This window comes from Rhodococcus sp. WB1 (assembly GCF_001700945.1).
Lineage (GTDB): Bacteria > Actinomycetota > Actinomycetes > Mycobacteriales > Mycobacteriaceae > Rhodococcus > Rhodococcus aetherivorans.
This window is the reverse complement of record NZ_CP015530.1, coordinates 84,929-99,709: the sequence shown is the minus strand read 5'-3', so window position 1 is coordinate 99,709 and position 14,781 is coordinate 84,929. Positions and strand designations below refer to the sequence as shown.

At 66.3% G+C, this 14,781-nt stretch carries 10 protein-coding genes and 1 pseudogene; 7 read left to right on the top strand and 4 right to left on the bottom strand.

Going from position 1 to position 14,781, the window contains the following annotated elements; all coding sequences use genetic code 11:
* Window positions 1–3 precede the first annotated feature (3 nt).
* The 6 genes and pseudogenes from A4U64_RS26970 (at window position 4) to A4U64_RS26955 (ending at window position 6,148) form a co-directional block, all read left to right on the top strand.
* A complete protein-coding gene (locus tag A4U64_RS26970) occupies window positions 4–552 on the top strand; it encodes a hypothetical protein (protein ID WP_065923652.1) in 549 nt (182 codons plus the stop codon).
* Window positions 553–564: 12 nt separating this feature from the next.
* Complete coding sequence (locus A4U64_RS26965; RefSeq protein ID WP_065923651.1) at window positions 565–2,556, top strand: type IV secretory system conjugative DNA transfer family protein; 1,992 nt, start codon at window positions 565–567, stop codon at window positions 2,554–2,556.
* Between the two features lie 2 nt (window positions 2,557–2,558).
* Window positions 2,559–3,125 carry a DUF4913 domain-containing protein gene (locus A4U64_RS26960; RefSeq protein ID WP_065923650.1) on the top strand — a complete coding sequence of 189 codons (567 nt, stop codon included), beginning with the start codon at window positions 2,559–2,561 and terminating at the stop codon, window positions 3,123–3,125.
* Window positions 3,126–3,568: 443 nt separating this feature from the next.
* Window positions 3,569–4,576 (top strand): hypothetical protein, encoded by a 1,008-nt coding sequence (locus A4U64_RS28385; RefSeq protein WP_157127634.1) that lies wholly within the window; start codon window positions 3,569–3,571, stop codon window positions 4,574–4,576.
* A 384-nt stretch (window positions 4,577–4,960) separates the two neighbouring features.
* Window positions 4,961–5,161: pseudogene (locus A4U64_RS28045) on the top strand (IS110 family transposase); the annotation flags it as partial.
* 585 nt (window positions 5,162–5,746) lie between these two features.
* Window positions 5,747–6,148: a hypothetical protein gene (locus A4U64_RS26955; RefSeq protein WP_157127633.1), complete on the top strand. Its 402-nt coding sequence runs from the start codon at window positions 5,747–5,749 to the stop codon at window positions 6,146–6,148.
* A 458-nt stretch (window positions 6,149–6,606) separates the two neighbouring features.
* Here A4U64_RS26955 and A4U64_RS26950 read toward each other — a convergent pair whose 3' ends face one another.
* The 4 genes from A4U64_RS26950 to mobF form a co-directional block, all read right to left on the bottom strand.
* Window positions 6,607–7,275 (bottom strand): zeta toxin family protein, encoded by a 669-nt coding sequence (locus A4U64_RS26950; RefSeq protein WP_065923648.1) that lies wholly within the window; start codon window positions 7,273–7,275, stop codon window positions 6,607–6,609.
* A 219-nt stretch (window positions 7,276–7,494) separates the two neighbouring features.
* Window positions 7,495–7,941 (bottom strand): hypothetical protein, encoded by a 447-nt coding sequence (locus A4U64_RS26940; RefSeq protein ID WP_232334231.1) that lies wholly within the window; start codon window positions 7,939–7,941, stop codon window positions 7,495–7,497.
* Window positions 7,942–8,154: 213 nt separating this feature from the next.
* The gene (locus A4U64_RS26935) at window positions 8,155–9,309 is read right to left on the bottom strand and encodes a hypothetical protein (RefSeq protein ID WP_065923646.1); all 1,155 of its coding nucleotides are present in this window, start codon (window positions 9,307–9,309) and stop codon (window positions 8,155–8,157) included.
* 47 nt (window positions 9,310–9,356) lie between these two features.
* Entirely contained in the window at window positions 9,357–13,643 is a 4,287-nt protein-coding gene (gene mobF, locus A4U64_RS26930) for a MobF family relaxase (RefSeq protein WP_065923645.1), read from the bottom strand.
* Between the two features lie 313 nt (window positions 13,644–13,956).
* On the opposite strand from mobF, the gene A4U64_RS26925 reads away from it, so the two are divergent.
* Window positions 13,957–14,484 carry a hypothetical protein gene (locus A4U64_RS26925; protein ID WP_157127632.1) on the top strand — a complete coding sequence of 176 codons (528 nt, stop codon included), beginning with the start codon at window positions 13,957–13,959 and terminating at the stop codon, window positions 14,482–14,484.
* The last annotated feature ends 297 nt before the right edge of the window (window positions 14,485–14,781 follow it).

The following is a 14,781-nucleotide window of genomic DNA, read 5'->3' as shown; positions in this document are numbered from 1 at the left end:
CCCGTGAGGATCACGCGAGTCACCGTCGCGGCGGTGTGCACCGCGACCGCCGTCGCGGTGGCGGGCTGCGGCAGCGACACCACCGACGGCCAGCACGTGCATGAGGGCAGCGACGACCACCAGGTGATCGAGCCGCTCTCGCCGCAGCGGATCGACGCCGACCAGACCGCGCTCACAGCTATGGGGATGATCCTGTCCTGGCAGCCCGCGCTCGACGAGAGCAAGGCCGACGCGCTGCTCCGGGCGACGGCGTATCTCGGCGGGGATCTGCGCGCGGTCGCCGAATCCGGCAGCCGTGCTTCGGTGCGCCCGGATGCGGACTGGCAGCAGTGGGCGGCCTCGAAGGACGCGGTGGCCGCGACCTGTGTGCGGGCCGACTCGACTCCGGCCGCACCAGAGGGGATGCGCACCGTCGTCATCGACGTGACCTGCACCCAGACGGTGCTGCACGCCGGCGGGCGCAGCACCCGCCTGACCCCGCAGACCTGGCGCACCACCGTCGCCCGCACCGACGACGGGTGGCGCCTGACCGACTACCGATTCCAGCAGTAGAAGGGGCACCACATGGCACAGACAAGGCGCGACCGGCCGCGCACCTCCTCGGGCGCCGACGAGGTGATCCTCGAGGTCTTCCCCGCCCTCGTGGTGGCCGCGTATCTGCCGACGATCGCCTACAACACCGGCGGGGGAGAGCACCCCACCTGGAATCCGATCGGCCTGCTGTTCGCCCTGGCGTTCGGGTCGACGAGCTGGCCGGCAGGCGCGACGATCGTCCTCGGCGTCGAACTGGTCCTGCTCGCGGTGCTCGCCGTACTCGTGTGGTGGGCGCTGCGCCGGTTCGGGGTGCTCGAGACCCTCGAGGGCACACGCTTCGAGAAGCAGATCGACCGTCTCGCCCGCACGATGGTCGATCCGCGCGAGGTCCACGAGGCCGACCCCACGTACCTCGCGGCCAGCACCGCCCGACTCGCCCCGGCCATCCCGAAAGATCATCCCGGCTATCTCGGCATCCCGCTCGGGCACACCGTGGTCGGGGGTCGCACCCTGCGCATGACCTGGGAGTTCGTGGCCATCGCGTTCGCCGGCGCCCGAATGGGCAAATCCGCATCGTTCGCGATTCCCGCGATCTGCCACGCTCCGGGGGCGGCGCTGGTGGCCTCGAACCGCGGTGATGTGTACTCGCACACCGTCGGTCTCCGCCACGAAACCGGGCGGGTGTGGGTGTTCGACCTGCAGGGCGTGAGCACCGGTAACCGGCAGCAGCGAGCGAGCTTCTGGTTCGATCCGCTGCGCACGGTCACCGACCTGCCGTCGGCTGCGGCGGTGTGCGGCTACTTCATCTCCGCCGCCACCGATGCCGGTGCCCGGGTCGATGCCTACTTCGACGGCAACGCCCGGGACCTGTTCGCCTCCTACCTGCTCGCCGCCGCCCTGGCCGGCGGGGACATCCGGCATGTCATCGAGTGGCTGACCCACACCCAATCGCAGATCCCCCCGGCGGTGCTCGAGCAGCACGGCTACCCGGAACTCGCCCGCACGATGCGCGGCAAGCAGGCCGTCAACGCCAAACAGCGCGACGGCTTCTACGACATGGCCCGGCGGTTCCTCTCACCATTGGACGAGCCCCGCTACGTCGAAGCGGTCCTGCCAAACCGGCGGGTGATCATAGGCACCGACACGAACGGCCAGGTCACTGTCACCCCCGGCCAGCACCTCCACGACCTGCCGGAATTCCTCGCGGACGAGTTCGTCCGCCGCACCGACACGATGTACGCCCTCTCGAAGGACGGTCCCGGCTCGTCCTCGGCCATCTCGAGTGCCCTGGTCGGGCAGATCCTGAGCTGCGCCGAGGAATACTCCGAACAGCAGGACTCGGAACGGATGCCGATCCCGCTGACGGCGGTGCTCGACGAGGCCGCCAACATCTGCAAGCTCGACGACCTGCCCCGCTGGTACTCACACTTCGGCGGCCGCGGCATCATCCTCATCACCTTCTTCCAATCCCCCTCGCAGGGCGAGAAGGTCTGGGGTCGCGAAGCATTCAAGTCCATGGTCGATGCGTGCAGCGTGCTCTGGTACGGCGGCAACGTCGACGACGACGGGTTCCTGTCCGGCCTGGTCGATGCCGTCGGCACCCACTACATCGACACCGAATCCCGCAGTCGCCCCGCCGGCCTCTTCTCCAGCAGCCAGGCGAGCGTGTCGAGCAGCTGGCAGAAGGAAACCATCTTCGAAAAGCGGGACCTGCGGGCACTGCCGAAAACCCGTGCCCTGGTGACCATCGGTGGCTCCACCCCGATCCTGGTCCGCAAGGCGTTCTGGGGTGACTCCCCGTTCGCCGAGGCGATTCGCCAGTCCCAGCAGGAAAGCAAGCAGCTCGGCCCCGCCCAGCAGAAGGCACTGCCCGCCGGGGAATCCGACCGGACCGGAACTGTAACCACCGCGGAGATGCAGCCCGAGGACCGGGCCGACACGGCACCGATGCCCGTCGAGCCGACACCAGACACCTCTCGCGCCGACCGGCTCTTCCACTCCGAATTCATGGCGAAGGACTGACCATGGTCGAGATCAACACCGCAACCCCCGACGAGTGGGACACCAGCAACGAAACGCCGGACGGCGACGACTACGACGCCACCGATGACTACGACCCCGTCGACGAATACGACGGTGACGACATCGACGACTGCGAGGATGACGAGTTCGCGGAAGAGCCGACCGAAGACGACGATCAGAGCGACGACGAATCGGAGAAGAAGCCGCCGAAGTTCAAGAACGTCATTGAGTTCGTCGAAGGTTACTTCGTCCCGGTGATCCGCCGCCGGATCAGCGACAACGACGGCGGCCTGTCCTGGGACCCAAGATGGTGGGCCTACCCCGAGGTCGTAGCCCGATTGACCGCACTGCACCAGGCATGGGAAGAAGCACGAGTCTCGGATTCGATGTCCGCGATGTCGGCATGGTGGATCCAGCACCTCGAACCGCACCTGCGGGTCATCCTCGACGGCGACACCGGCCCGATGGCCAACGCCAAATCCGACCGCAGCTTCCAGGGCTGGCCGGCCATGCCGTCGGACCCAGTTCCGGCCAACATCCTCGACTCAATCCTCAGCCAGCACAATTGATATGGAGAGGCGTCAAGAGAGCAGAGCGAGGCACCTCGTTGCTCCGCCACGGAGCCGGGAGAACGTCTCGATATACGACGCGGTCAGACAGCGGCCTGAGTTACACCAGTTGGATCGACCCCAAGACACCTATGAGCAGCTCTTTCCTGGGGCGACGCTCGATGCTGGGCACGCGGACGTCACGTCCGGTCGAATCTCGTCCTGCGGTAGCCAACCCGTGTGTATGTCCCTGTAAGCGGGAGGGTCGTGTCCCAGTTTGATCCGCCGCACCCTGAGCCCCCCGCAACAAACGGCTACCCGGTCAGCGCTCTTGCCTTCAGTTTGGATGGGCCCATTATGCGCCAAAGTGTTCCGGTACTGATACCATCCCCCCACGCCATCTCGGCGAAATGTCTGCAGCATCGACCGTCGGGGGCGGAGTTGCACGTCAAAGTGGAGGACGTGTGGTATCAACCAACGATAAGAAGCCCAATCCAATCGGTGCAGTTGCCTGGACAGTGTTCCGTGGAGCTCTTGGCGGGCTTGCTGGCGCAATAGCATCGTTCGTTCTATACTTTTTATGGGCGATTTTTACTGAGTTCTCAGACTCGGCCGATGAGCACTTCGAGACCGGCGCTGTCATAATTGTTGTTGGTTGCGTTCTTATTGGCCTATTAATCGGGGCCGTACCTCCCATTCTTGAGTATCGGGGTGAGGTAAATAGATTTCGAAAAAGAAAGGCTGACGAGGCTAAACGTAGGGCCGACGCTGCTATTGCCGCGGAACAAGCAGTTCGTGATAGGCAACTTGGATACGCGCGAATGCTTGAAACCCTGAATAGTCAAGCCGCCAATTTATTTGCCAGCCTGCCCAAGCATCTGAATTCGGCCGAAGGCAACTTGAAACGAGCATCCGAGCTGTTCCCCGTTCCCTCTTACGGTCGATTCTGGGATGCAATGTTTGCTGCACGCGACAGCTTGAACCAGTTCCAATCCTCGGCCGAAAGTATTCGCCAGAAGACAGTTGAGTACGAGAGATATTCGGAACTGTATGAAGGGACAGCCCCGCCGTTCCCGGTCTCTCTCGACGATGTCGCTCAGGCGGTCGCCGGAAACGACTTATATCGAATTTTTGCAGAGTTGTATAGTACGGCAGATACCGATAAGGGCTATTCCGACAAGTTGGATAATCGCGAGATGAAGCAAACTATGGAAGCTGGATTCGAATCTCTCGAAAGATCTGTCAACAGGATGGGCTCGGAGATATCAGGCGCGGTCAACTCGCTAAGTCACTCGATCGAGGGGGTGGAGTCGTCTTTGCATTCGCTATCCAAGTCTATTGACTATTCGAGTTCTGCCGCCGAAAGAGCAGACGGTGCGCTGCTGGAGACCGTGCGGAGTCAGCAAGCCGAGGTCGCCGGCGCAAGGCGTGAGCTCGAACAGATCAACCGACGCGCTCGCTACGGTTACTGATGTCTGGCGCCCTACCTCAGGGCTAGATTGACGATGCTGCGTATCAAGCAGTCGGTAAATAATAGCTTTGCTGATCTCTGCGCGTTCGGGCGATAGAGGGACGTTGGCGAGCTGGCGGTTGAGTGCTCGTCGTGATTCGGCCGGTGTCTTATCTTCGCCGAGTTTGCGCAGGTAGCAGATGCGGCCCGGGCCAGATCGCGGCTTGTCAAACGGCGATGGTGTGCAGCACGGAATAGAGTTGGCCGATTGCCCACGGTCTAGACGGTATGGGCAGCCCCGGCGGTGAGTCAGGGGTTGCGGGCCGGGGCCCCTCTCACCCATGTTCGTGGGTTACCGAGCAGGAAGCCCCCTGCCCGGCCTATCCGACAGTGGTGGGAGGCCCCGGTGTTTACCGAGCGTACGAGCGTAGGACTGGACGTGCACGCACGTTCGGTCGCGGCAGCAGCCATCGACAGCGTCACCGGCGAAGTGTTCCAGGCGCGGTTGACCCCGTCCTATGACCACATCCGATCCTGGATCGCGCAGCTACCAGGCCCGGCAGCAGTGACCTACGAGGCCGGACCGACCGGCTTCGGCTTGTATCGATTCTTCGACCCGAAGCTGTTCTTCGGTGCAGACTCGTCCACCTGTACGAAATCGGTGGACGTGTCAATATTCCTGTCCATGGCGGCATTCTCAGCGGCTGTGGTCTCCGCGGCGGGGCTTGTTTGTCGCGGTTGACCTCCGACTCCGCTTCGACTGTTCGCTCGGATTCGGCCACGGGCTCGGCGGCTGCGAGGTGCTCGGGGGACAGTTCCGCGAGCTTGTCGTACGGAGGCAGACAACTCGCTTCGGTGAGCGACGGAACACGGCGCTTCACGGCTGCGATTACAGGGTGATCCCAAGCAATGGGGAACAAGGATGCGGACGACGAGCAGCTACGAAAGATTGTGAATAGGCAAACGTATTCTGGTGCAGCACTTAGAGTGAGAGCTGCCCGCAAGTGAGCCGTTTCGGCGAGCACCTCGGAGCACTTCGATGATCCTCACCGAATCTTGCAGAAATGGGGGATGCATGAATATGACGTGCACAAATCGGCGTAGTGACAGTGGTAGTGCGCGGCGAGCAGCGCTCGCCCTCGCTGCCGGAACTGTCGCGATGGCGTGTGGTGTCGTCGGCCCAGCGGGCACTGTGTCTGCGGCACCGGTCGAGCGCAGCAGCGAAACCTACACCTTTACCTTTACGTTCGATGGGCCGGTGACCTGCAACGGGGGACCCACCTACACCTTGACCGACACCGTCACCTTCACCGACTATTATCTCGAAAACCCAGGTGGGAGAAGAGTCTTCCGGTCAGTTATCACCGAGTCACTCACCGGCGTCCCGCTGGATCCGTCGCTGCCGACCGTCACCGCGACCACCGAAGGCCAAGCCACCGCGAGCACGTCGACGCAGGGGGCCTTCACCAACACCTACCACGGGAAAACAATCGCGACCTACTCCGACGGGAGCACGGAAAGTGCCTCGTTCATCGGTCATGCGACCGTGAGCCCGTATCACCAAAAAATCTTGAATTTCGACAGATGCCACTGAATCGCCACTTCCGAGGTTCTTCGACCGAGTCCTGGCGCTTCTCAGACCGGTCTCAGCGCCAACGGACTGAGGCACAACGGATCGAGGATCCACGTCCTCTCCCGAGGTGACGGCGGTGACCTCGGTGTACACCCACGACAGTGTGATGCTGGTGCCGATGGTGACCGCCATATCGATCCACAAGCAAGGGATCTCGGCGTGCGGTTCGAGCACGTCGCTGCCTTCGCATGGAACGGTCCCCACTGGTCATTTCCGGCGTGCGGCGGCGACCGGCAAGCCCATCGAGGCTGGCGATGGGAACCTCCCCAGGTGCCGGTGCCGGTGCCGGTGCCGGTGCCGGTGCCGGTGCCGGTGCCGGTGCCGGTGACTGTCGCGGCAGTATCGAGCGCCAAGTCCGAGATACGAGCAGGGCGTGCAGCGGCGTGGTCTACTGCGAACTTGGCGGGAGCGTCCGGACGCTATGTGTCGGAGTGCTCGGTCGCGGACTCGTAGTTGAGGACGCCGTCGCAGCGGGTGGCGACCCGTTGGATCAGTTCGCCGCTGGTGTAGTCGTCGACGAGCAGTTCGACCGAGTGGATTTCGGCGGTGAGGGGGTGGTCGAAGGCGGTGCGGGCGTTGGCTGCGCAGATGGTGCCGCCGTCGTCGTCCGGGTACAGGGCGGCGATGACCGCGGCGGGGGTGAACCGGCCACCGAGGCCGTCGGCGGAGTGTTGCCGACCGTCCCACCAGCGTTGCAGGGCTTGCTCCTGGGCGCGTTCGCGGGGGACTTCGACGTCGATGATGGTGAACCGTTCGTAGCCTGCGGCGCCGAGTTGCCGCAGCAGGCGTTCGCCGAGTCCGGGCCAGCTGAAGGTGCCTTCGATGACGATGTTCTCCCCGCGCCGCATACACACCTCCTGCAGGGCGTCGAGGATCTTCGTCGATTCGGTGTGCACGAGGGTGGCGAGTTCGCGGGGCAGGACGGTGCCGCCGTCGGGCAGGGTCATCTCGAGGATGCTGCGGTAGATGCCGGTGTCGAGGGCCTCCCGGATCAGGTAGTCCTTGACCCGGTCGGCGTCGAGGACGCGCCAGCCCTGCCCGGCGAGGCCGTGGCGTTTGATGCTGGTGGACTTGCCGGCACCCGGCACCCGGCACCCCGGCGGTGGCGAGGGCGCAGAACTGCCCGTCGCGGACGACATTGTGCTGTTCGGCGAGGTAGCTGTCGATGATCCGGTCCACGGTGCGGCGCCGGTGCGGATCGTTCGCGTAGAGCCGGTGGGAGGCGGTGGCGCCGTTGCGGTCGAGGGTGCCACCGCCTGAGCACATGCGCTCGAGGACTGCTGCTGTCGCTGCCCGCAGATCCGCCACTATGCGCCTCCCGCGGCTTCTCGCCGGGCGGCGGTGACTTTCAGAAGATGCCGGTAGTCCTCGTCGGAGAGCAGGTCACCGGCGCGTTCGATCTGGTCCCAGGTGCCCGGCAGGTAGACCTCCCCGGTGGGATCGGTTGTCCCGAACGTGTAGTCCCAGTTCTCGAGTTCGCGCAGCATCGCCGCGTGGTCGATCATCCCCACGGCGTGTTCGAGGAGCACCTCCCGGGGGCTGCGCTCGCACACCTGCGGGGTGAGCCGTGCGGTTTTGGCCAGACGGCTTACCTCGGGTTGTTCGACGCCGATCTCGTCGGCGATGCGCCGCTGCGTCCATCCGGCCTCGACGGCGTCGTGGACGGCGCGGAGTTTGAGGATTTTCGCGAGTTCGTTGCGTGCGGGTACCGCCCGCAGTCGGCGTTCGATCTCCGGTTCGAAGGCAACTGACACGGAAACCACCTCCTCAACTGGTGTTATACGAAATTGTATCAGGCTGGTTCCTCTGTGTCCCGCTCGTAGGGGCACCCGTCCACTGGCCGGCTCGAACACGCGGCGCACCGTCTGCAGCAGCTAGTACGTCGCAGGGACATCCGGGCGCATTCCCAGCCCCTGGCGTGCCACGAGGCCGACAGGGCGAGATGTGGCCGCGAACGTCGGGTGTGGTCAGTACCCGACTGCCCTATCCTGGCCGTGTTCGATCCCCATCTCGGGGACGAATGCGGCCTCGCTGGTGGGGTCGGGTCGGCGTTCGCTGTTGAGCATTTCGGCCACCGACCGGGGGTGGCCACTCATCGCGGCACCGAGGGCCGACAGCAGCTCTTGGTTGAGCTGGTGCATGTCGACGGGGGAGAGCGGTGGAGCTACCTCGTCGTCGCCGTTGACCGGGCCGATCGTGGAGGTGATGCCTCGGCCGGCTGCCTGGAGTACGGACCCAATCTTGCCCAGTTCAGGACTGGTCTTCTGGGCGGGCTGGGCGACCTGTTCGAGCTGGTCGGAGGCATCCGCATCCAGCCCGCTCTCGGCTGCGGTGCCTGCCTGAAGGTCCCGCTCGGTCGCGTAGGTGGTGTCCCCGGAGACCGGGGACTTGTCGAGGTCGATTCCGGTATCCGCTGTGGCTTCCTCAGTGCCGCTTTCGGTCTGTGCTTCAGGGGTCTGTCCCTCGATGCTGGCAGCAACGTCGTGGGAGACCGCGGTTGGCTTGTCGGTGGTGAGGTGTTCGCGGGACAGGTCGGCGAGCTTGTCGAACGAGGGCAGGCTCTGGACCGCGACGTAGCTCAGAGCCAGCGCACCGGCTGCGTCGAAGGCCCGCCTGTCGGTTTCCCGGTCGGCGTCGACACGGGCGCGAAGCTGGCGGTCCATCTCCTCCGGCGGCATCTGGGCCTGGAGGCACCGGGATTGTTCCTGGTGGTACTGCGCGGCCCGCATCGCCTCAAGACGGGCCCCGTTGTCCTGCGCGAGCTTTTCCCACTTGCGGGCAGCGGCCGATTTCTCACCGCCGAAGTGCCGTGCTGTCGCGGCGGCGGCGAGAATCTGCACGGTGGTCTGGACCGCCGGTGAGTCGCGGAAGGCACCGAGAATGGTCTGGACCGGCTGGGGCCGGGGAGCGGGCCGGCCCTGGCTGCGTTCGGTGTCGACCTTGCGGATGAACGCGGCGACATCAACCACATCCTGTCTGGCCTGGATTGGTGCCGGCCAGGGTCGTGGCTGTTGTTGCCGTGCACCGCGTGAGTCCGTTCGCGGGTCGATGTGTGCGGCAGCGTTTCCGGACGGGCGGGGGCTGTCCAGGCGGAGGCGGCGGGTGCGGTCGGTGTCAGCCATCGGCGGGGTCCTCGCTGTCTTCGTCTCGCGGTGCTCGTCGGTCGGTGTCACATCTGCGCCTCGGGGCCGGACTCGGGCTGTGTCGGGTCCAGCTCGGGAGGCGGGTTCGCCGACGGCGGCGGGGCCTGCTCGGGGCCGCTCCGGCGGGCCTCGGGCGGGGTTCCCTCGCGGTCGCGGCGGGTGATCTCGGCGTCGATCTGGCCGAGGATGCTCTCCTCGGTGCGCAGTCCGTTGCCCAGTCGGGTGATGCGGTCACGTACCCGGCCGATCGCCTGGTCGTCGAGGACGTGGGCGCGGTCGTAGCGCGAGGCGGAGGCCCGGTTGAACTGGGCGGAGCGTTCGATGATCGGCCAGTCCCGCTCCGGGGGTGCGGCCTGTTCGGCCGCCGACACCGCCGACGTTGCTGCCGCGATCTGCTCTGCGGTCGCGGCCGGATCGGTGCGCAGCCGGTCGAGGGCAGCACGGGACGCTCGCACCGCCTGGATCTGCCGGTCCTGACGCTCGACCTCGGCGACACGCCCATCGACCGCCGAGACGGCCGAGTCGGTGCCGCTGACGCGGGCGAGCTCCTGCTGGGCCAGGGCCAGCAACCGCCGATCCTCGCCGAGACGTTGGACGCTGGATCGGCGAGCTGCGGCGAGTTCGGCGTCGGTGTAGCGGGCATACGGCGAGTCCGGCGTCGCCGACCCCTTCCGCTGCGACGGCGGGGTAGTCAACCGGGCGATCGCTGCTTCGGCCTTCTCGCGGCGAGCACCGCGCAGGTAGGCCAGCGGGTCGTGCTGGTCGTCGGGTGCCCCGACGACGACCCGAGAGACCGCGATGTCGCGCACGGTGGTGTGCCACAGCCGGGTCCGCCTCGGATCGTCGCCGGGGGTGCCGACGGCGGCGAGCCACGGGGCGCTGCGCTCGATCGCGGCCGTGAGGTAGGAGTCGATGAAGGCGTGCATCTGCTGCTGCTGGGCGCGGGCGTAGGCGGTAAGGATCGGATCCATCGACGCTGCCGCATCCGTCAGGGCCGGCACCTTGTACCGCGCCAGATCATCCCTGCGGATGCGCGGCAACCCCGGCCGGTCGGTGGGGGAGATGCGGTCCTCGAGCGCCGCGGCCAGGACACGGCCGGGGGCGTTCTCGCCGTCGTCGAGGCGTCCAGCCTTGCCGTGCTCGCGCATCGTCTCGACGGCCTCGCGCAGCAGAGTCTCCGTGTCCCACCCGAAGGTTTCGGCCTGGGCGACGAATTTGACGATGGTGTCCCAGCCGCCGAGGTCGTGCACCCAGCCGAACTGCCGCTCGGTGAGGATCCGTCCGAGGAGCTGTTCGGTGTAGTCCTCGTACAGCGCGCTTACCGCCAGCTCGTAGACCTCGGTGAGCTGCGACCACGAGGCGGCCTGGCGCTGGGCCTGTTCGATCATCTGGTGGGCGGTGCGCTGCGAGCCGTCCCGACCCAGGATCTTCGCCAGCAGTCCGATCGCGCCGGGATGGGTGTCCTGGGCGTGTTCGACGTCCCAGTCGGGGAGCTCGTCGTGGGCGGCGTAGACGATGTTGGCGAGTTTGCCGCGAGTCATTGCAACGTACAGCGATTGCCGATCCATGGTCGCTGCGGCGAGGACGTGGCAGTGGCCGACGGTCATGCCCTGACAGCGGTGCACGGTCGTCGCGTACCCGAGTTGGATGTTCTCGGTGAGGTAGTCGGCGGCGAAGGTGACCTGGCCGCCGCTGATGGTGTGGCGCAGTCGCAGCGATCCGTCGGTGCCGATCCCCGTCACGGTCCACAGGTCGCCGTTCTTCACCCGGCCCGCCTTTGTGCCGTCGGAGTCGGTCACGACGTACTTGGAGTTGTTCTTGCGGGTGACCACCACGTCCCCGACGGCGGCTTCGAGACCGTCGGCGAGGAGGACGCCGGGGCCGGTGACGGTGCCGCTTGCGCGGTAGTAGGCGGCGGCCTTTTCGTTGAGCTGACGCACCAGATCGTTGGTCGGGGCGACCATCACCGTGACATGACCGGCCTCGACGTCGGCGACGTAGGCGTCGAAGACCATGCCGGTCAGCTCGTGCGCCATGCCCTCGCGGATGCGGTCGTTCTCGGCGTACCAGTCGAGGGCCTCGGCGTTGCCGCTGCGCAACAGCAGGCTCGCGTCGGCCTCGCCGTCGGTGGCGAACCGGTGCACCTTCTCCAGGAACGGGGCACCGGTCAGATCGGCGAGATCACGCAACACGCCGCCGGCTTCGACGGAGGCGAGCTGCTGCGGATCACCCAGCAGTCGCACCACCGCACCGGCTTCGGTGGCGATGCGCGTCAGGTCCGCCAGATCACGGGCCGAGGCCATGCCCGCCTCGTCCACGAGCAGCAAGCTGCCCTGCTCGATGCCGGTCGCGATACCGGCCCGGTGGCGGGTGAGCACGTCGGCGATGGTGCGGCCCTGCACCGAAATCTCTTCTCCGAGCACGTCGGCGGCACGGGCGGACGGACCCAGCGCAACGACTTTTCCGTGCGCGGCTTCCCAGGCGCGGGCAATCACCGAGGCGGCGGTGGTCTTGCCGGCACCGGCCGCCCCGACCGCCACCGCGACGCGTTTCTGCGCGGTGAGGAAGTGCTCGATCATCGCGATCTGGTCGCCCCCGAGACTGTGGCCGGCCTTGCGCTCGGCGCGGCGGATCTGGCGGCGGATCACGAAGTCGGAGACGGTGCGCTCATCGCCGCTCTCGGCCTGCCGGCGCATGAAGTCCTCGGCGTCGAGGACCGCCTGGGCGGTGTAGCGCATCTCGGCCCGGTCCACGAGCTGGCTGCGCCGAAGGCCGCGTTCGATGCGTTCGGTGATCCGCTCCGGTCCGCGATATTCCTCGGTGAAGGTCGGCAGGCAGTAGTCCCGCAAGGCGAGTTCGAGGGCGTTGTCGTACATCGCCCGCAGCTCCTCGTCGTGGGCGAAACCGAACTCGCGCAGCTCCCGATCGAGCTGCGCGGACAGGGAGAACACCGTCCAGGTGCCCACCTTGCGCGAGAGCGTCTCGACCGCCTGCTCCACCACCGTGGGCACCTGATCCGGGGTGAACACCGGGCGGCGATCACGCTCGTCGCGCACCGCCGACACCAACTCACCGGGATCACCACCGGCGAGAATCGCCTCGGCCCGCTCGCGCCATTCGGCCCGCAACTCCGACAGCGACCGCGGCGGATTCTTGGCATTGCGGGTGTCCAAAGTGGCCTGTTGCGCGTGGGCGTACTGCACCTTCTTCGGCGGATTCTTGCCGTACTTGGCCTTGTACTCACGCGCCAGCTCCTCTTGCCGTGCCTCGATCGCGGAGCGGCGCGAGAACTCCTCGATGAGCGTCAGCGGGATGCCGTCGACCTCGTGAACCGGGCGTTTGCCGACCGGGGTATCGGGGCGGGGGGCGAAGGTGACCCCGAGCGTGCGGGCCACCAGATCCGCCACCCGGGTGTTGTACTTCTCCGAGGCGGCGACGTTCGCCTTGTACAGAATCGACCCGTCGATCGTGGTCCACTTGCCCTCGGCCAGCACCCGATTCAGCACCGCGCAGTGGGTGTGCAGGTTCGGATCCGCCGCCCGGTTGTCGTAGTGATCGAACCGGGCCACCAGCAGACCCTCGGCCTTGATCTTGCGCACGCCGCCGGCACCGCGGCGGGTGAAGATCACCTCGTTCTCGAGCCACTCCAACGTCTCGGTCACCGCCTGGGCGTGCGCCGCCTCGACCGCCGCCTTGACGCGTTCGTCCCCGAGTCCCCACAACAGGGAGACGGACTTGGCGGGAGTGAACACCAGGTCGTAGCCGGCGACGGGGGAGCGGGCCTTGCCGTACTGCTCGACGACGAACGCCCAGATGTCGTCGTCGCCAAGCAGGCCGGCACGCTCACCGTTCGCACGCTGCAGGTGCTTGCGGGCGGTGGCGAACTGGATCGCCTTCTTGGCCTCCGCATCCGGGTACTCGCCGTGCTGCGCCTTGTACGCCGTGCACAGTTCCTCGACGTCGTTGACGTACTCCTGGCTGCGCTGAAACCACGAAAACGCCCGACCGAGAGCCGTGCGCTCGGACCAGTCGAGGCGATCTGCGAGCGAGGCATCCTTGCCCGGACGGGTATCGAAAGCGGTCGGAGTACGAGCGGCTCCAAACACCGAGCGCATGGACGATTCGGTGACTTCGGTACCGATCTCGACACCGACCTTCTCGGCCAACTTGCCGCACCAGATGCCGGGCGGGGTGCCCTTGGCGACGTAGTAGTCGACCGCATCGGCCTTGCGCGACTCGGTGGCGTCGCCGGCCGCCACGTGCTTGGTGAGATAGACATAACCGTCCCCGGCATTGAGCTTGTGGACGGTCATCACGGAAGTTGATCATGCCACGTCGGCACTTCAGTGCATGAGGTGTGTAGAAGTTTTGGGGCTGACCACAGGTCAGCTACGAACGTGCCCAGAACCTCGACGGTTCTGGGCACGTGACGAGGGGTGCCGGCGTGAGGTATCAGGGAGAGCGGTTCGGCGGGAAGGGGAATCAGAACTGTGATCCGATACGGCAACACGGCGTCCGGGGTGTGAAGCCGTGTGCGGCCGCGGTGAGCCGATACACTCCCGGGCCATGGCCACGTCTTCGAAGGCGGCAGCGCGCCGCTCCCTGCGCCCGCACACCACCCCGAACGTGCGCGAGAACCTGCGTCGGGAAAAGGAGCGTGTGCTCGCCCGCCAAGCCGAACTGGAGACACTCGCAGCGCCGATCAACGAGGCGGCCGCCCAACTGGCGAAGATCGACGCGATCGTCGATGCGCGAGCTGCGGCCGCACAACGCAAGATTGCGCAGTTGGAGAAGGCACGCGACAAACGGATCGAGAAGATCCGCGCCGAGTTCGCCGCGAAAATCGCCGCCGCCCGCACCGACGCCGAGTCGACCGAGGCCGGCCTGACACGCGACGAGCAGGAACACGAAGAAGCCTTGCTGCTCGACTACGCGCGAGCGATCGTCGCATTCGCCGAGGGCGCGTCAGCCACCGAACTCGCGTCGGTTCTCGGCGTCGGCACAGGAGAGGCGAAGAAGGTCCTCGAACAGGCAAAGACGGACCTTGCGACATCGAGTGTTCCTCTCGCCCCGGTCGAAACCACGTCGGTGATCACCGCCGAGGCTGCGGTCGGCGCGGCGTCACCGGCCATGCCGGCAGCGGTCGGGTCATGACGGGCCGGTGAGTAGTGCTCGGCGACGGCGAGCCGGCTCTTCGACCTCGAACCGCAGGCCCGACTGGACTTGCGGCTTCTTCTGCGCGGCCATCGCCGGGGAGTTGAGATGTCCGTCGTAGCGAGGAAAGTCATCCGGCACGAGCTCATGCCCACGACGGTCTTGGACAAGATCGAGCGTGAGCCCCTGCCGGTGAACACCGACCGGGTTCGCCGGAGCCTGAACGGGACACGTGAGCAGGCCCCGCGACAAGCGCATGTTCGAGCACGCAGGGCGTTGGGGGCAACTTCTGTGCAC